Origin of the sequence: Fibrobacter sp. UWEL, from assembly GCF_900142535.1 — a bacterium.
In the GTDB taxonomy this organism is placed as follows: domain Bacteria; phylum Fibrobacterota; class Fibrobacteria; order Fibrobacterales; family Fibrobacteraceae; genus Fibrobacter.
The window spans coordinates 161,896-181,085 of sequence record NZ_FRBE01000002.1; the positions used below are offsets into that span (position 1 = coordinate 161,896).

Annotated in this window: 6 protein-coding genes; 4 read left to right on the forward strand and 2 right to left on the reverse strand. The window is 51.3% G+C overall.

Annotated features, from left to right (window positions below):
• Nucleotides 1-38 precede the first annotated feature (38 nt).
• The 3 genes from BUB59_RS02175 (at nucleotide 39) to BUB59_RS02185 (ending at nucleotide 7,864) form a co-directional block, all read left to right on the forward strand.
• The gene (locus tag BUB59_RS02175) at nucleotides 39-4,493 is read left to right on the forward strand and encodes an acyl-CoA dehydratase activase (RefSeq protein WP_073225198.1); all 4,455 of its coding nucleotides are present in this window, start codon (nucleotides 39-41) and stop codon (nucleotides 4,491-4,493) included.
• A gap of 212 nt (nucleotides 4,494-4,705) precedes the next feature.
• Complete coding sequence (locus BUB59_RS02180) at nucleotides 4,706-6,244, forward strand: glycosyl hydrolase family 8 (protein WP_073225200.1); 1,539 nt, start codon at nucleotides 4,706-4,708, stop codon at nucleotides 6,242-6,244.
• A gap of 21 nt (nucleotides 6,245-6,265) precedes the next feature.
• Nucleotides 6,266-7,864 carry an ABC-F family ATP-binding cassette domain-containing protein gene (locus BUB59_RS02185; RefSeq protein ID WP_073225201.1) on the forward strand — a complete coding sequence of 533 codons (1,599 nt, stop codon included), beginning with the start codon at nucleotides 6,266-6,268 and terminating at the stop codon, nucleotides 7,862-7,864.
• A gap of 126 nt (nucleotides 7,865-7,990) precedes the next feature.
• Here the strand turns inward: BUB59_RS02185 and BUB59_RS02190 are convergent, their stop codons facing one another.
• Both BUB59_RS02190 and BUB59_RS02195 read right to left on the reverse strand, forming a co-directional pair.
• The gene (locus BUB59_RS02190; protein ID WP_143160186.1) at nucleotides 7,991-10,813 is read right to left on the reverse strand and encodes a hypothetical protein; all 2,823 of its coding nucleotides are present in this window, start codon (nucleotides 10,811-10,813) and stop codon (nucleotides 7,991-7,993) included.
• Nucleotides 10,814-11,057: 244 nt separating this feature from the next.
• Nucleotides 11,058-18,371 (reverse strand): tandem-95 repeat protein, encoded by a 7,314-nt coding sequence (locus BUB59_RS02195; protein WP_073225205.1) that lies wholly within the window; start codon nucleotides 18,369-18,371, stop codon nucleotides 11,058-11,060.
• 408 nt (nucleotides 18,372-18,779) lie between these two features.
• Between BUB59_RS02195 and BUB59_RS02205 the strand changes: the two genes are divergently transcribed.
• Nucleotides 18,780-19,190, forward strand: coding sequence for a hypothetical protein (locus BUB59_RS02205; RefSeq protein WP_073225211.1), 411 nt, complete (start codon nucleotides 18,780-18,782; stop codon nucleotides 19,188-19,190).

Genomic DNA, 19,190 nt, shown 5'->3' on the forward strand with positions numbered 1-19,190 from the left:
AACCCAAAATTAAAAATTTTTCTAAATTTCGCCCCACTATGAGTATTTCTACAAATGATTTATGGGTCGGTGTTGACGTCGGTTCTACTACCGTAAAGATTGCCGTCGTCGATCCGGAAACCTCCAAGCTTTTGCACTATACGTACCAGCGTCACAATGCCATGCAGGCACAGAAGGTGTACGAGGTACTGCGTGAAGCCCACGGTCTTTTCCCGGGCAAGAACTTCAGAGTAGCATTCTGCGGCAGTGGCGGTCAGCCCTTTGCAGACGCAACCCATTCTTTCTTCGTACAGGAAGTGGTTGCCAACGCTCTCGCCGTCCGTGCAACTTATCCCGATACAAAGGTCGCTATTGAACTGGGTGGTCAGGACGCCAAGGTGGTGTTCTTCGAAAAGGATCCCACCACAGGCAAGCTGATTGCAAGCGACATGCGTATGAACGGTGTCTGTGCCGGTGGTACCGGTGCATTTATCGACCAGGTGGCAGAACTCCTCCGTATCAAGACCGAAGCCTTCGAAGGTTTCGCCAAGCGCGGCCAGAAGGTTTATGAAATTTCCGGCCGTTGCGGCGTGTTCGCCAAGACCGACATTCAGCCCATGCTGAACAACGGTATCGCCAAGGAAGATATCGCCCTTTCCAGTTTCCACGCCATTGCAAAGCAGACCATCGGTGGTCTTGCCCAGGGTATGGAAATCAAGCCCCCTGTCATTTTCGAAGGTGGCCCGCTGACCTTTAACCCGACCTTGGTTCGTGCATTCAAGGAACGTCTGGGTATTACCGACGAACAGGCAATCGTGCCTGAACATTCCGAAGTGCTGGTTGCCATGGGTGCAGCCCTTTCCGTAGGCTCCATGTTCGCCGGTCAGGAATGCTACTACCGCGAAGAAGGCTCTCTGGACTCCCTGGTCCACTTCAACGAAACTCGCCAAGCCGAACATAAGGCCAAGGCTGCCGCAGACCTGTTCTTCAAGAACGACCTTGAATACAAGCAGTTCCTGGAAGATCACAAGATGGCTGGCAACAACTACCCCCAGCCCGCTTCCGGTTCTGAACTGAATGTCTATCTGGGTATCGATGCCGGTTCTACCACCACCAAGTTCGTTCTTATGGACGAACAGGACAATATCGTCGACGGTTTCTACGCCTCTAACGATGGTGAACCTCTGGCCGTGCTGAAGCGCGCCATGAACGAGCTCATCGACCGTTACGAAGAATACGGCTGTAAGTTGAACATCCTGGGTGTGGGTACTACCGGTTACGGTGAACAGCTGTTCGCCAAGGCAGTCCACGCCGACTACCACACTGTGGAAACCGTGGCTCACGCCAACGCTGCCCAGCGCCTCTGCCCCGACGTATCCTTCATCCTGGATATCGGTGGTCAGGACATGAAGGCCATCTCCGTTACCGACGGTGTGGTTACCGGCATTATCCTGAACGAAGCCTGCTCCTCCGGTTGCGGTTCCTTCATCGAAACCTACGCTCGTTCCCTGGGTATCCCCATGGAAAAGATTGCCCAGATGGCTTTCGATGCCAAGAGCCCTTCTCAATTGGGTTCTCGCTGCACCGTGTTCATGAACAGCTCCATCATTACCGAACAGCGTGATGGTAAGCAGCCTGAAGACATTATCGCAGGTATCTGCCGCTCTATTATTAATAACGTGTTCACCAAGGTGATTCGTATCCGTAACCTCAACACTCTGGGTAAGAAGGTTGTGGTCCAGGGCGGTACCTTCAAGAACAACGCAGTGCTCCGCGCCTTTGAACAGTACACCGGCCTCAAGCCCATCCGTCCGGAACGTCCGGGTGAAATGGGTGCAATCGGTATCGCACTTCTCACCAAGAAGTACATGGAAGAAAAGCGCAAGACCGATCCGGAACTGAAGTCCAGCTTCATCGGTCTGGAAGCTATGAAGACCTTCAGCTGGCACAACCAGCCGGGTCAGCTCTGCCAGTACTGCACCAACCATTGCTCTCGTACCATCGTGACCTTTAGCGATGGCCAGAGCTTCGTTACCGGCAACCGTTGCGAACGCGGTGAAGTGACCGCAGATCCCAACGACCCGAAGACCAAGGCTTTGATTGCAGAAATCAACAAGAAGATGCTTTCCGTGCCTGACATGATCAAGCGTACCAACCAGCTGTTGGTAAAGGACTACGCTCCTGCCAAGCTGGTAGAACCGCAGCTGAAGGCTGATGGCACTCAGAAGACCATCGGTATTCCTCGCGCTCTTGAATTCTGGGCAAGCCTCCCCTTCTGGAAGGCATTCTTCACCAGCCTCGGCTATACCGTAGTCGTCAGCCGTAGCTCTGACTACAAGATGTTCGAAGCAGGCCTCCATAGCGTGCCATCCGACACCGTCTGCTTCCCGGCCAAGCTGGTTCACGGCCATGTGCTCTCCCTCATCGACAAGAAGGTGGACCGCATCTTCTTCCCCATGATGGTAGCTATTCCCAGTGACCACACCAAGTTTGACGCAACGGCAGTCTGCCCCGTGGTCCAGGCCTACCCCAATGTCTGTAAGAATACCGACGAACCGGAAAAGAATTACGGCGTCCCCATGGATCAGCCCATCTTCCACTGGTTCAACGCAAAGCTCCGTCGCTCCCAGACCATCGACTGGTTCAGCACCAACTGGGGCCTGGACAAGAAGCTGATCAACAAGGCTGTGGACGAAGGCGAAAAGGCCCTCAACAACTACCGCACCACCTTGCTGGAAGAAGGCCAGAAGATTCTGGACGACGTCCGTGCAAAGAACAGCTTCGCCGTGGTCATCGCAGGTCGCCCCTACCATGTGGACCCGCTGATCAACCACAACATTGCAACTCACTTTACCGCCATGGGCATTCCGGTTCTTACTACCGAGTCTCTCCCGGGCGTGTACGATCAGGATGTTCCCAACCACACCCGCGTGGAAATCAAGAACACCTTCCACCTCCGTATGCTTGGCGCCACCATGATTGCCGCTAAGGATCCCAACGTGGAACTGGCTCAGATCGTAAGCTTCGGCTGCGGTCACGACTCCATCCTGACCGACGAAATGATGCGTATGCTCCATCGCGATTCCAACAAGGAAATGCTGATGCTGAAGCTGGACGAAGGCGACGCCCGTGGTCCTGTGGGTATCCGTATCAAGAGCTTTATCGAAACCGTTAAGGCCCGCCGTGCAGCCAACCTGCCGGACAAGCCGGAATCCAACGAACCGCTGTTCACCACTCCCTTCACCAAGGAAGACAAGGACAAGCGTACCATCCTGGTTCCCAACCTGTCCCCCGCATTCAGCGTGCTGGCAGCAGCCTACATGCGCGCCAAGGGCTACAAGGCATCTCCCCTGCCTGTTGCCGACAAACGCGCCATCGAACTGGGCAAGAAGTTCGTCCATAACGACATCTGCTTCCCCTGCCAGGTGAACATCGGTGAAAACCTCCTGTGGCTGGAACAGCATCCTGAAGCAAAGCAGGAAGAAGTCTCCATCGGTCTTGCCAAGAACTGCGAAAACTGCCGTGCCGTGCAGTACGCCGTACTTGCCCGTAAGGCTCTGGACGAAGCAGGATATCCCAACGTTTCCATCATCACTACCGGTTCCGACAACAAGAACATGCATCCGGGCTTCCAGCTGGGTCTGGACTTCCGCCTCCATATGTTGTGGGGTCTGGTGACCATGGACGCCATCGAAATCATGTACCGCGCACTCCGTCCGTACGAAGTGAACAAGGGCGACACCCAGAAGGTATACGACGAATGGATGCCCAAGGTCATGAACCGCGCCGCAGTTCTTTCCAAGCTTGAATTGGCAAAGCCCACTGCAGTGATCAACCTGTTCCGCGAAACTATCGCAGCCTTCAATACGGTTGAAATTACCGAAGACCGTAAGAAGGGGCTCCGCAAGCCTCGCGTCGCTGTGCTTGGTGAAATTCTCATGAATTACCATCCCAGCGCCAACGGCTACATCGAAGAATACCTGATGAACAACGGCATGGAAGTCTACCTGCCGGGTATGACGGACTTCTTCCGTGTGGACGAAATCGTCCGTGCCGAAAAGATCAAGCGTGGTTTCTCCGCCAATCCTATCGAAGACCGCATCATCGGTGGTGCAACCGCCAAGGTTTACACCCACGCTCTGGAAGTGGTCCGTAAGGAAATGGAAGCAAACTTCAAGCTGTACGAACATCATGCAGACTGCTATGAATTGATCAACATGGTTGGTGACATTATTGACCCCACCTACAACACCGGCGAAGGCTGGCTGATTCCGGGCGAAATTCTGTACAACTCCCAGCATGGCATCAACAGCCATATCATTCTGCAGCCCTTCGCCTGCTTGGCTAACCACATTTCCGGCCGCGGCCTGACCAAGGCTGTGAAGGAACGTTGCCCCCATATTCAGGTGCTGTCTCTGGACTACGATCCGGATACCAGCTTTGCAAACATCGAAAACCGTTTGCAGATGCTAATCATCAACGCCCGCGAATTGGAAAAGGCAAACCAGCAGTAAGCTGAGAGCGATGAGCAAAAACTCATAACTCATAACTCATAATTCATAACTCGTAACTCGTAACTCGTAACTCGTAACTCGTAACTAAAAAAGGTCGTCGGCTTAGGTCGGCGCCCTTTTTTACGCTCGTAAACAAAAATTGAACGAAATAACCCGCCCCTCCCCCGCTTAAAAACCTAATTTTCCTATAACAAGATTTGGTGTGAGGTTATATGAAGAGCAAGATTCTTACCGCTGCAATTTTTGCCATCTGCGGCGCAATTTCTACCCCGTTTGCCGTAATGGACATTCCCAATACCCAGCCCAAGGTAGACGCAAGTTTTTGGAACCAGGTGCTGGACAAGACCTGGAGTGGACTGAAGAAGCGCAATATTGAACCTTACGAAAACGGTGTAGGTGCAGGTCTCATCCATCGTCCCAAAAGCGAATATCCTGGCGACGCCGTCAGCGAAGCGGTAGGATACGGCATGCTGGTGGCGCTTTACGCCAATGACCAGGAAACCTTCAACAAGATTTGGGAAGCCGCCAATAAGAATATGTGGAACGGCAGTTACTACGATTGGCAGCTGAAACTTTCCGGCAGCAAGAGTGAAGGTGCAGCCACCGACGCCGAAGAAGACATCATCATGTCCCTGGTTTTTGCCGACAAGTTGGTTCAAGCAGGCAAGTGGCAGGACTTCACCACCTCCGATGGCCGCAAGTACCTGGATCACGCCAAGAAGATGATGGGCAAGATGTGGGAAACCAGCCAGATTACTTCTCAGGGAACACTAGCTCCTGGGGCCGGCTGGGGTGGAGAAAACTTCGTGAACGTAGGCTATTTCTCCCCCGCCTGGTACAAGATTTTTGCAAAATACGATAGCAACCACGACTGGAACAAGGTGGTGGACCGCAGTTACGAAATCATCGGCAACAGCCCCGGATACGCACTGGGCATGGTACCCGACTGGATGAAGCCGGACGGAAGTCCCTCCGGTTCACTGGGCTACAACGCCTACTTTAATGCCAAGGCTTTCTTCAAGGACGCCATCCGCATCCTGTGGCGTGTGGCCATTGACGCCATCTGGTTTGACGAGCCCCGCGCCAAGAGTTTCCTCCAGAATTCCATGAAGTTCATCAACTCCATCGGTGGTGCGGAAGCAGCCAACTTCTTCCAGATGGACGGACAGTTGCTCCCTGCAGAAGACGTATGGGAAGACATGCTTGCCGGCACTATTACCCGTCACCGTCGAGAACACAGCCCTCTGACCATTGGCATGTGGGCAACCGCCGCCATGGCCGTCGGTACGGATGACGACAAGAAGGCCTTCAGTATGGAAATGGCAAAGTTCTACGACAAGGACGCCGATTACTTCGGTCTAGCAGTAGACCCTAGTGGCGCCGAAGAAGACACCCTCCACAACGAAATGTACTTCGAACAATTCCTGGGCTGGTTCGGCACTTCTCTCATGACGGGCGTATTCAGCAACATCATCGACGACATCGACAATCCCAAACAGAACGCCCCGGGATTAACCACAGAAGTCTCCACCCCCAAGGAAGAAACCCCCGAGGAAAATCCCAACGACAATCCAGACAAGGAACCTGGTAAGGAACAAGACGCCATCGGCAACTCCATGGCAACGCCTGTTGCAGAAAGTTCCATCCGCGTCCAACGCAAGAATGGACAAATCCAGATTTTCCGCAAGGATTCCGAAAATCACTGGACCGTGTACGGATTGAACGGTAAGAGACTCTTTAAGGTTCAATAAAATTTTTCTAAATTTGGCGCCATGCTCAATGTTTCTAATGTAAGTCTTCAGTATGGCAGCCGCGTCCTTTTCAAGGAAGTGAACCTTTCCTTCAAGCCCGGTAACTGCTATGGCGTTATCGGCGCAAACGGCGCAGGCAAATCCACCTTCCTCAAGATCCTTTCCGGCGATCTTGAACCCAACACTGGTGAAGTCACCAAGAACCCTGGCGAACGTATCGCAGTCCTTAAGCAGGACCACTTCGCCTACGAACAGAACACCGTTCTCGAAACCGTCATGATGGGTTTCCCGGAACTGTACGAACTGGGCAAGAAGCGTGAAGAACTTTACGCTCTTCCCGAGATGACCGACGAACAGGGCGAAGAAGCCATCAAGGTGGAAGAACGCTTTGGTGAAATCGGCGGTTACGAAGCCGACTCTAGCGCCGCAGTGCTCCTGAAGGGCCTCGGCATTCCTGAAGAATTCCACTACAGCCTCATGGCAGACCTGGACGGTAACCAGAAGATTCGCGTGCTTTTGGCACAGGCCCTCTTCGGCAACCCCGACATTCTGCTTCTTGACGAACCTACCAACCACTTGGACCTGGATACCGTCGCCTGGCTGGAAGACTATCTGGAACGTTTCGAAAACGTGGTGATCGTGGTGAGCCATGACCGTCACTTCCTGAACACCGTCTGTACCCACACTTGCGATATTGACTACGGCAAGATCAACATCTACGGTGGTAACTACGAATTCTGGTATGCAGCTAGCCAGCTGGCCCAGAAGCAGCGTAAGGACCAGAACCGCCGCGCCGAAGAAAAGATCGAAGAATTGAAGGCCTTTATCCGCCGCTTCGCATCCAACGCAGCAAAGGCAAAGCAGGCCACCTCCCGTAAGAAGCTCCTGGACAAGATGTCCGTGGAAGAAATGCCCGCCTCCAGCCGTAAGTTCCCCTGGGTCAACTTCAAGATGGATCGCGAACCGGGCAAGATCGTGCTGGAAGTGAACAACGCTACCATCGATGGCGGCGACGGCATTATCTGCAAGGGTCTGAACTTCAAGCTGAACGCAGGCGACAAGGTTGCTCTCGTTGGCGAATACGGCACTCTCAAGACCGCATTCTTCCAGCTGATCGCTGGTGAAACCCCGGCACCGGAAGGTGTCATCAAGTGGGGCAACACCATCACTCAGAACTACTTCCCCAAGAACAACGACGCCTACTTCCAGAGCGAACTCTCCCTGGTTGACTGGCTCCGTCAGTACAGCAAGGAACAGGACGAAACCTTCATCCGCGGCTTCCTGGGCCGTATGCTCTTCACCGGCGAAGAAGCCCTGAAGTGCTGTAACGTCCTTTCCGGTGGTGAAAAGGTCCGCTGCATGCTCTCCAAGATGATGCTTTCCAACGCAAACTGCTTGCTGCTGGACGAACCGACCGCTCACCTTGACTTGGAAGCAATTACCGCCCTGAACAACGGCCTCACCGCTTTCCAGGGACCCATCATCTTCTGTACCCAGGACCATGAATTTGCACAGACCGTTGCAAACCGCGTTCTGGAACTGACACCGGATGGTGTTCTCGACCGTTCCATCACCTTCGATGAATGGTATGCGTCGAAGCCGAAGAACAAGAAGAAGTAATACTCGCTTTTTCTTTTGAGTCCGCGGAAATAATACCGCAAGTAATTAAAAAATCCAGCAGGTTAAACCCGCTGGATTTTTTAATCCCTAGATTCTTCAGCCTAACGGCTTCAGAATGACGTCTTGCTATCGAGCGATCATCACGCGGTTGCTGAACAGCACCTGCTTACCGCTTTCTACACGCACGTAGTAACTGCCCTTGGCGCGGATCAGTTCCTTCAAGGGAACGCTTACAGAGCCGTTGTATTCACGAGCCAGCAGCAGCTTACCCTCCATGTCGAACACAGAAACTCGGGCGCCTGCATTCTTCAGAGTCAGCTCCAGGTTGCCGTGGGCATATACAGCCTTGGCGCCGGAAACCGCGGGAGTTTTCTTTTCCACAGTCAGGGTGCCGTTGGAAGTAGAGCTAGCCATTTCCCAGTTATCGGGAACACGCACTGCAATACCGCGACCCGCCGTACTCATGTACACGACGCCGTAGGTATTCATGTCACCCATCACGAATTCGCCATTAGCAAGACCGCCATATTCATGGCCGTCATCGTTCACGCGGGTCCATGTGGCACCCTTATCGTCGCTGCCAAACACGCCGGTCACGCCATCAATAGTGGCATACACGTAAATCGCAGGATATCCGCCCTTGGTCTTGGACGCGCCAAAACCAACGGCTTCACAGTAACCTACGCCGGCCACCGCAGTCCAGGTCTTGCCCCCGTCGGTAGAGTGCTGCAGGCTTCCGCTAACGCCAGCACCGGTGGAAGGATCCTGCACAGCAATGGGTAACCACAAGTCACCTTCAAAGCCCGGAATGGCACGGAACTTCTTGAAGGCACTTACACCAGGAGCACTCACAGCGGCAAAGCTTACACCCTTGTCCGTACTCTTGTAGAACTTGCCTTCCGTCTTGTTGAAGGCGTAGAATACATCTGCATTCTCGGGATCGCCCACCACGAAGGAGCCATTGTCAATGCCAGTGACTTCATCGTAGGCTGCATTGCTATAGCGATAAATCTTAGTACTACCTTCCATAGGCACAAACAGAGCGACAGCACCATCGGTAGAAATAGCGGCAGTACCGTTAGCAATCTTTTCATCAAGCTTGCAGTAGGTGCCAACAGTCCAAGTCTTGCCGGAATCGCTGGAGAACTGCAATGGTTCAATAGGAACGTCACTATACTTGCCCTCGTACTTACGAGCGTTAGCAACCTTTACCAGCTTACCAGACTTGTGGGCATATGCCAGGCCCTGGGTCGTTCCCAACGGGACTGCCGTACCACTTACATTGGTCATATGGCGGTACTGGGGGAACTTGGTCACATCCTCATGGCGGAAACCGTCATAGTCACCAATGATGGAAATCATGGGGCCGCCAGGAATGCTCACCACTTCGAAGGGAACCGTTTCTTCCACGCCATGAGCACTAAAATGCCACACCTGGTTCATAGTAATCTGGTCTTCTTCCCAGGAGTTTTCCGCCTTCTGGATAGTATAATCGGACAGGTTGTCCGTACGGAAAAGACCATTACCAGAAGTGACAAAAACGCGGTCATGGTCAAAAGGATCCATGGCAACGCTACCGGCCCAATGAATGGAACCGTCGTGCATCCAGCCAATGCCATTGGCATCCATCTGCTGGGTAGTGGGATAAACACCGCCTTCCATCCAGTAATATCGGAAAGAAGCCACCCAAGTTTCGCCACCGTCTGTAGTGTGGAAAATGTTGGAGCCCCAACGGTCACTCCACACATCCTTATCGCCATCCTTCTTGTACCAGAACTGAGGGCCATTGTAGCCTTCCGTGGTCACCACCATTTCCTGGTCATCGTTAGGATTGATGGTAATGCCACCGTAAGGTGCGATATATTCGTACTCGGCCGTGTTAGAGTAGTCCGTCATATCGTACTTGGCCTCCCCTTCCCCATCCAGATAATCTGCAGGAGAAACATCGGTCCAGGTACCGGTGGTCAAGTCGCACTTCAATACGGAGCCACGACCAAAGCCGTCCCAGATGGGGCCCCAGCCTTCGTCCCAACCCATAGAATGAGGGCCAGCACCATCAGCAAAAGTCACCACCATGGATTTTCCATCCTTGGTAATTACCGCACGCTGAGGCATCAGGCGAACAACACCCCCGCCCTTCGTGGTACGTAGGCTATCAGGAATGGGCAAAGCCTTCCAGGTAGTGCCCCCATCTTCGGACTTAAATACGTTTTCAAAAGTCTTCCCGGCAGTAGTTCCTTCACGAAGGAAGCCGGCGTAAATATTCTTGGAACTACCGGGAGCATACTGCACAAAGCTAAAACCGGAACCGTTCCATGTGGTATCAGAGCCGGCAGCCTTCGTCCAGGCCTCCACATGAGTCCAGCTAGATCCGTTATCCTCGGATTTCCACAGGCCCCTATTCTTGGAACCATAGAACATAATCTTGGAATCATTGGGATCGATTGCAAGAGCTTCGCCGTTACCGCGGCCCATGCCATTACCATGGGCTCCGAAACGTTCCACCTTGGCACCCTTGGTACCGTCAGTGTCCAAAGTGTAAAGCACTTCCCAGGAATTACCATGGTCCTTACTGCGGAGGAACGCGCTTCGGCCGCTATTCCAGTAGGAGGTACCCGTCATCATGTACACCACGCCTTCTTCCTGAGGGTCAACCGCAATAGCTTCCACGCCAAGGAGACCTCGTTCCGTAATGTCCACCCAGTCCATGAGGGAGACCCAGCGGGAAGTAGATTCATCCCAGCGATAGGCGCCACCCACATCCGTACGGGCATAAAAAAGTCCCTTTTCCAGAGGAGAGGCAATGACAGCACTTACAAAGCCGCCACCGCCCATACTGACTGCACTCCAGCTATATCCAGTAGAGGCAGATTCAGCAGCGCAAGCTAAACCAGCAAAAGCAGAAAGGCCAAAGGCCAATCCAGAAACCAAAAACATCCCTTTAATCATAATTATCCTCGGGTTTTACCCATGGGTCGAAAATCCAATACACCATTTTTCGACAAATCCAGAATAAAACTATACAACAATCACAAAAAACGAACCGTGTTCCCAAATCCGATTCCATTAACCCTTGAGAACTTTACAACAAAAGTTTCCATTTTGAAACAAAAAGTTCCCAAATACAAGAAGACCCCGCGACTAATCGCAGGGTCTTCTTGAAATTCAGGGCTAAGCCCTAGGCAATCAAAGATTACTTACGCTTCTTCTTGCCCTTGGGAGCCTTTTCTTCAGCCTTAGGTTCTTCCTTCTTGGCATCGGCCTTCTTATCAGCCTTCTTGCCACCGCGGAGGTCATTCATCTTGAAGCTGACGTTGACTTCTGCAGTTGCAATGTTGGAGAATGCGCCGTTAGGATCCTTAGCCTTGTAAGTGAATTCATCCAGACCGGAGAAGCCCTTATTCGGCATATAGGTGAAGGAACCATCCTTTTCGTTCAGGGTAATCTTACCGTTGCGCGGCTTCTGGACAACTTGAACAGATACGGGCTTTTCGCCATCGGCGTCGGTCACAGCAGACATGAGACCTTCGGAAGCAGGAACCTTCAGTTCGTCGCCTTCCTGAGTCATGTAAGTCATGTTGCTTGCAACCGGCAGGTCATTCACCGGCATAACGGTGAAGATTGCGCTCTGGCTAGCCTTAGCACCTTCCGGGTCGGTTACCGTAAAGGTAATCTTTTCCGGCTTGCCGTTCCAGTTTTCATGAGGCTGTTCCACAGAGACCGTCTTCTTGAACTTGTCGTACTTCACAACCAGGAACTTATTGCCAGTGAAGCTCCACTTCAGGTCTTCAAAGCGATGGTCCTTATCACGAGCAATCTGCTGCAGGTTGAAGGTTGCAATAACGCCACCCTTATCGTCTTCCTTAATGGTGTAGCCATCTTCACGGAAGGGCTTCATGATCGGAGCTGCATTCACATGCTTGACGACAAACTTGGCAACAGTCTTATCCATGCCACCAGCAGGATCCTGAGCGGTGAACACCAGGGTTTCTTCGCCAAACCAGTCACCCTTCTTCGGGCGGATATTGGCTTCGCGGTTACCGTTGATTTCCACAGCGAGGTTCTTAGCACCGGAGACCTTCCACTTGATTTCAGAAACCTTATGGTCGGGGTCAGATACGTACTGGTCCAGCTTGATGGTCTTGAAGGGCTTGCCTTCGAAGGTTTCCTGGCCCGGGATTTCCTTAACAACAGGAGGATCGTTCACCGGCTTAACGGTGTACTTCACCTGGATGGAAGCCTTTTCGCCAGCCGGGTCAAAGACGTTCACAGTCACAACTTCAGAACCGTTCCACAGCTTGTTGGGGATGTCGCAGGTAAGGACGCCCTTATCGCTAATTTCGAAGTGCAGTTCATGCTTAACGGCAGGTTCACCACCCTTAGCAGCCTTACCCTTCTTACCACCAGCCTTAGCATTCTTGGAAGCCGGAGTTTCGTTGTCCAGAGTCCAGATCAATTCTTCCAGCTTGTTATCAGGATCGCTGACAACCTTGCTGAAGTCGAAGGGTGCGAAAGTCTTCTTTTCGTCAATAGTGAAGGGCTGAACCGGCTTCAGAACAGGAGGATCGTTCACCGGAGTCACTTCGAAGGTAGCGGTTGCAGAAGCAGAAGCACCTGCAATGTCCTTAACGGTAAAGGTCAGGGTTTCCTTGCCGAACCAGTTGGGGTTCGGAGTAAGGATCTGGGCACGATTACCCTTGATGTCAACCTTCAGGGCCTTGTTGCCAGTAACAGTCCAGTGGAGTTCATTGGGCTTGTTATCCGGGTCTTCAGCAGCCTTGGACAGGTCTACAACCTGGAACTTTTCCTTTTCCTTGATCTTCTGGCCAGCAATATGCTTGATGACAGGAGGATCGTTCACCGGAGTCACTTCGAAGACGATCTGGACAGATGCCTTAGCTTCTTCCGGGTCAAATACATCCAGCTTGATCTTTTCGGTACCGTTCCAGTACTTGTCCGGAGTGGTCACCACCAGCTGCTTCTTAGCATTGATGGAAGCCTTCAGTGCACGAGGTTCAGAGAGCTGGAACTTCAGCTGTTCGAACTTGTGGTCAGGATCGGATACATACTGAGTAAGGTCGATGGGTTCGAACTGCTTCTTTTCTTCGATGGACTGGACTGCGATAGGCTTGATCACCGGAGCATCGTTCACAGATTCCACGAGGAAGTTAACAGTGCGAGAATCCTTAGCACCTTCCGGGTCGGTAACAGTGAAGGTCACGTTACGTTCGCCATTCCAGTACTTGTTCGGCAGCTTGACGCGAGCAATGTTCTTGCTGTCAATTTCAACCTGGAATTCATCAACAGGTTCTGCAGCAGGTTCAGCTTCCTTGGCACCCTTCTTAGCAGCCTTCTTGGCAGGCTTCTTGGCAGGAGCGGCGGCAGCGGAAACCTTGGCAACCTTAACGGTCCAGGTCAGTTCATTATTAGCATGGTCCGGATCCTTCACGAACTTGTTCAAGTCGATTTCCTTGAAGGTACCCTTTTCCTTGATCTTCTGGGGAGGAATATCCTTCATCACAGGAGCGTCATTCACAGAAGTGATTTCGAAGTTCACGATCTGAGAGGTTGCGAGACCTTCCGGGTCCTTCACCATGATGACAATTGCTTCCGGAGCGCACCAGAAGTACGGATCAGGAGCGCTAACAGTCAGCACGCGGCTCGGAGAAATTTCAGCCTTCAGCTTCTTGTTGCCAGAGACAGACCAGATGAGTTCATTGGGCTTGTTATCCGGGTCCTTGACGTATTCGTCAAGCTTAATCTGCTTGAAGGTTTCCTTTTCCTTAATCTTCTGGTCAGGAATCTTCTTTACAAGCACCGGAGCGTCGTTCACGCGGGTCACTTCGAAGAGCATCTTCACGTTAGCAGAAGCACCTTCCGGGTCAGTAACGGTGAAGGTGATCATTTCCTTGCCATTCCACTGGTCGTGAGGCACGGAGACGATTGCAGTGTTATCCTTACGGAGATCAACCTTCAGCTGCTTGTTGCCAGAAACACTCCACTTCAGCTGAGTAGTCTTGTGATCCGGGTCAGTAGCGAGAGTGGACAGGTCGATGGTCTTGAAGCGGCCACCTTCAGTAATGGTCTCACCCTTCGGAGCCTTATCGGAAATCTTCGGAGCATCGTTAATGGAACGAACTTCAAAGTGTGCAGTCTTGGAAGCCTTAGCGCCTTCCGGGTCGGTTACGTTAAAGGTAATGTCTGCAGCGCCATTCCAGTACTTGTTGGGAATAGCGATTACAGCAACACGCTGACCGTTAACAGTTTCAACCTTGACCTTGAGAGTTTCAGTTGCAGGTGCGGCAGTTTCGGCTTCAGCCTTCTTTGCAGGCTTCTTGCCCTTAGCAGCAGGTTCTGCAGCGCCAACCTTAGCAGGCTTCACATCGAAGCTCCACTTCAGTTCACCCTTCTGGTGATCCGGGTCATTGACCAGGTCATCCAGCTTGATCTTTGCGAATTCCTTCTTTTCGTCAATGGACTGATCCTTCAGTTCACGAACAAAGGCAGGAGCATCGTTCACAGATTCAACGGTGAAGGTAACGGTACGGCTGTCAGTAGCACCTTCCGGGTCAACAACAGAGAACTTAATCTTTTCGGAACCATGCCAGTACTGGTTGGGCTGAGCAATAGAAACATTGTGGCTTGCATCCATGGCAACCTTAAGTTCCTTGGCGCCTTCAATCTTCCACTTCAGCTTGGCCTTCGGATGGTCGAGGTCAGTAACATAGTCATCCAGGTTGAAGGACTTGAAGGAGCCCTTTTCCTTGATCTTCTGGTCAGCAATATCCTTCATGACAGGAGGATCGTTGATGGACTTCACGGTAAAGGCGGCGGTGGTCTTTGCAGAAGCACCTTCCGGGTCAGTAACAGTGAAGGTCAGCTTTTCAGAACCATTCCACAGATTGCTCGGGGTCTTCACGGAAACCTTACCGTCCTTGCCCACATTCACCTTCAGGTCCTTAGCACCAGAAACTTCAATCTTCAACTTATCAAATGCATGGTCCGGATCCTTAACGATGGCAGCCAGGTCAAAGTCTGCAAACTGCTGCTTTTCTTCGATGGTCTGATCGTTGATCTTACCAATAACAGGAGCGTCGTTCACAGAAGTTACAGTGAACAGAGCGGTGCAAGAAGCCTTGCCACCTTCCGGGTCTTCCACCTTGAAGGTGATTTCTTCAGCGCCATTCCAGTACTTGGACGGGATCACAACCTTAGCCATACGCTGGTCGTCCACAGAGACGGTCAGCTTGGGAGTATAACCCTTAGGAGCACCCTTAGCACCCTTCACATCGAAGGACCAGGTAAGCTGTTCAGACTTGTGGTCCGGATCGTTGACAATATCATTCAGGTTGATAATAGCGAATTCACGCTTTTCCTGGATGGTCTGATCCTTGATGGGCTTGGTGAATACCGGCAGGTCGTTCACAGATTCAACAGTGAAGGTAACGGTACGCTTGTCCATTGCACCTTCCGGGTCAGTAACAGTGAAGGTAACCTTTTCGGAACCGTTCCAGTACTTGTTCGGAGTGTTGATGGTAGCAATCTTGTTAGCGTCAATAACGATCTTCAGATCCTTGTTGCCAGAAACAGTCCACTTCAGGTTCTTCTTGTCGTGGTCCAGATCGGAAACGTATTCGTTCAGGTCGATAGACTTGAATTCACCCTTTTCCTTGATAGTCTGGCTAGCAATATCCTTCATGACGGGAGGATCGTTGATGGACTTCACAGTGAACACAGCATCGCTCTTTGCAGAAGCGCCTTCCGGGTCAGTAACAGTGAAGGTAACCTTTTCAGAACCGTTCCACATCTTGGACGGAGTCTTGATAGTAGCAACACCATCCTTGGAGATTTCAATCTTCAAGTCCTTGTTGCCGGAAACAGTCCACTTCAGCTGCTTGAAGTCGTGGTCATCATCATGAGCAAGTTCAGCAAGATTGATAGAAGCAAATTCCTGCTTTTCTTCAATCATCTGGTCAGGAACCTTCTTGAGGGTCGGAACATCGTTCACGGACTGAACGGTGAAGAGAGCCTTAGAAGAAGCACTTGCACCTTCCGGATCGGTAACAGTAAAGGTGATTTCATCAGCACCGTTCCAGAACTTGTTGGGAATATTGATCTTTGCAACCTGCTGAGCATCAATTTCAACAGTAAGACCAGCGTCCTTACCCTTAACAGTAGACTTCACGTCGACAGAGAAGGTCAGGTCGCTAAGCTTGTTATCCAGGTCGCGAACCATTTCGCCCAGCTTGATAGCGGTGAACTGGCCCTTTTCCTTGATGGTCTGAGGAGCAATCTGCTTTACGAATTCCGGAACATCGTTCACGGATTCAACAGTGTAAGCGATAGTACGTTCGTCGGTTGCGCCTTCCGGGTCGGTCACCTTGATGGTGAGAGTTTCGGAGCCGTTCCACTGCGGGCTCGGCGGAGTTACCTTCAGGACACGGTTACCGTCAATAGAAACCTTCAGTTCACGCTGACCAGTAACGGACCACTTCAGCTTGTCCTTGGAATGGTCGAGATCTTCGACATACTTGTCCAGTTCCACAGTCTTGAACTGCTGCTTTTCCTTGATGGTCTGTTCCGGAATATCCTTCATGACAGGAGGATCGTTGATGGACTTCACGGTGAGCTTCATCTGAGTCTTAGCAACGCCGCCTTCCGGGTCAGTTGCAGTGAAGGTCAGAGTTTCAGAACCGTTCCAGAGTTCGTTCGGAGTCTTGAAGGAAACGTCGCGAGTCTTCTGGTTGTAGTCAACCTTGATATCCTTGTTACCGGTAATTTCAACCTTCAGCTTGGAGATATCATGGTCAGCATCGGAGAGGAATTCTTCCAGATTGATGGAATTGAATTCGTTCTTTTCTTCGATGGTCTGGTCAGGAATCTTCTTGAACACAGGAAGATCGTTGATAGATCTTACAGCCAAAGTAACATTCTGCTTGACTGCAGCACCTTCCGGGTCAGTACAGGTGAAGGTAACGATTGCGGTACCGTTCCAGTAGACATCCGGAATTTCGATGGAAGCCACATGGTTTTCATCGATGTTCACATTCAAGGTACCGGATTCAGGTTCCTTGCCCTGGTGCTTCACTTCAGCTTCCCAAGAGAGTTCGCTCTTCTTGTGGTCAGCGTCATCGATGTAATCGTCAAGCTTGATCTTTGCGAAAGTCTTCTTTTCGTCGATAGACTGGCTGGGGATGGTCTTCACGAATACCGGAACGTCATTCACAGAGTTAACGGTGAAGGAGTTTTCAGATTCTGCGCAAGCACCTTCCGGGTCGCAAACCTTGAACTTGAGGGATTCGCTACCGTTCCACAGCTTGTTCGGAGTCTTGATGGTAGCAGTCTTGCCAGCGATATTGACCTTCAGGTCCTTATTGCCGGAGACGGTCCACTTAAGTTGTTCGTAAGGATGATCCGGATCCTTAACCAACTGAGACAGGTCGATGGGCTTGAATTCCTGCTTTTCTTCGATGGTCTGTTCAGGAACTTCCTGGACAAATTCAGGAGGATCGTTGATGGACTTCACGGTAAGAGTGAGCTTGGAGCTTGCAGAAGCACCAGCAGCGTCAGTGCAGGTAACGGTGAATGTTTCGGAACCGTTCCAATATTCGTTAGGAATCTTGATGTTTGCGGTACCGTACTTATCCACATCGATCTTCAGGTCCTTACCGCCAGTGATGGTCCACTTCAGCTTGGAGACATCGTCATCCACGTCAGTCACGAAATCAGTGAGGCTGATGGATTCGAATTCGTTCTTTTCTTCGATGGTCTGGTCCGGAAGCTTCTGCATGACAGGAGCGTCATTGATGGGCTTCACAGTAAAGATTGCAGTCTTGGAATCGCTAGCATATTCACCATCAGTTGCGGTGAACTTAATCTTAGCAGAGCCATACCAGTTGGGGTCAGGAATGACAACGGTTGCAACGCGGTTCTGGTCGATTTCCACGTTCAGGTCGCCTTCAGCCTGGTCCTTGCCATTGGGAGTAATATCAAATTCCCAAAGCATCTGGTTCTTGGGATGGTCGGGGTCAGTGACGAAGTCATCCAGACGGATCTTGTTGAACTTCTGACCTTCATCGATGGTCTGGTCAGGAATCTGAGCCACCACCGGAGGATTGTTCACGGATTCAACATTGAAGTTTGCTGTTTCGGAACCGACAGCACCCTTGGTATCGGTGGCAGCGAAGGTGATGTCTTCGTTACCATTCCAGTACTGATCTGGGGTTTCGATGGTCGCAATGCGATCCTTGGAAATAGTGACCTTCAACTTCTTGTTGCCACTAACGGACCACTTCAGCTGTTCCGGCTTATCCATATCGTCGGACACATACTGGTCCAACTTGATGGGGGCAAACTTGCCACCTTCGTCAATAGATTCACCAGGAATTCCACTTACAGACGGGGCTTCATTTGCAGCTGCCTCGCCAGCTTCCTGTGCCACACCTAGTGAAGCAAGGAGTCCAGCAGAAGCTAGGAGCGCCGCCACAGACCAATTCTTTCGTCTCATTTTTGATCTCCCATAATTTCCATCCACTATACCATTCTCTTCTTTTTGTTCCACACAAAAACTCAAAAAACACGCAAGTGGGGTTGCGCAGTTAATCGGCTCAAATATAAGATTTATTGTGTTTTTTTTCATATTTTGGGCAAAAAATCTTGATTTTTTTTAACAAACTCGTTTGACATTTTTTGTAATTTTTCGTAACTCATTGAGTATCAACAAGTTACGAATTCGTTCCAAATGTTCTCAAAAAAACTTTTTCCAACGACTTTTGTAAACTTTTTGTAAAATTCATGATTTTTTCGCCCGCGGGCTCGTTTGAGCACTGTAAAATCCAAGACAATTTTCACAAAGAAAGCTATTTTGTGGATGAACGGAAATGAATCCGTGTTTAAAAAACACATAGGTACAACAATGAAATTCGTATTCCTCTGCGACGCCAACTACCTCAAGGGCGACATGGTCAACTTCGTGAACAACTTCCCCACCAATCACGAACTGGTCACCATGACTTCCGATGAACTGCTCCAGTCCAAGTCTATTTTCGACGGCACCTTCGCAATTCTCGCTGAACGCGCTACCTGGCAGAAGAATTTCAGCCTGTTCCGTTACTTCGGTCTGCTTCCCCTGCTGGAAGTGCTCCCCCTGGGCGTCGTAAGCCGTTCCCGTCGTAGCGAACCCCTCAAGGGCCGCACCCAGAACCGCAACCAGGAAATCTATTTCAACCCCTCCGCATCCGCTGAAGAACTCTACCTCCAGGTGGACAAGTTCGTTGCAGCTCCTCCTGCAGGCTTCACCTACCCTCGCGGCACTGCTAAGGCATAA

Bases quoted from the DNA above. Each gene is read 5' to 3' on its own strand.
- BUB59_RS02175 (WP_073225198.1), top strand. From the start codon at position 39: ATGAGTATTTCTACAAATGATTTATGGGTCGGTGTTGACGTCGGTTCT.
- BUB59_RS02195 (WP_073225205.1), bottom strand. From the start codon at position 18,371: ATGAGACGAAAGAATTGGTCTGTGGCGGCGCTCCTAGCTTCTGCTGGA.
- BUB59_RS02180 (WP_073225200.1), top strand. From the start codon at position 4,706: ATGAAGAGCAAGATTCTTACCGCTGCAATTTTTGCCATCTGCGGCGCA.
- BUB59_RS02190 (WP_143160186.1), bottom strand. From the start codon at position 10,813: ATGATTAAAGGGATGTTTTTGGTTTCTGGATTGGCCTTTGGCCTTTCT.
- BUB59_RS02185 (WP_073225201.1), top strand. From the start codon at position 6,266: ATGCTCAATGTTTCTAATGTAAGTCTTCAGTATGGCAGCCGCGTCCTT.
- BUB59_RS02205 (WP_073225211.1), top strand. From the start codon at position 18,780: ATGAAATTCGTATTCCTCTGCGACGCCAACTACCTCAAGGGCGACATG.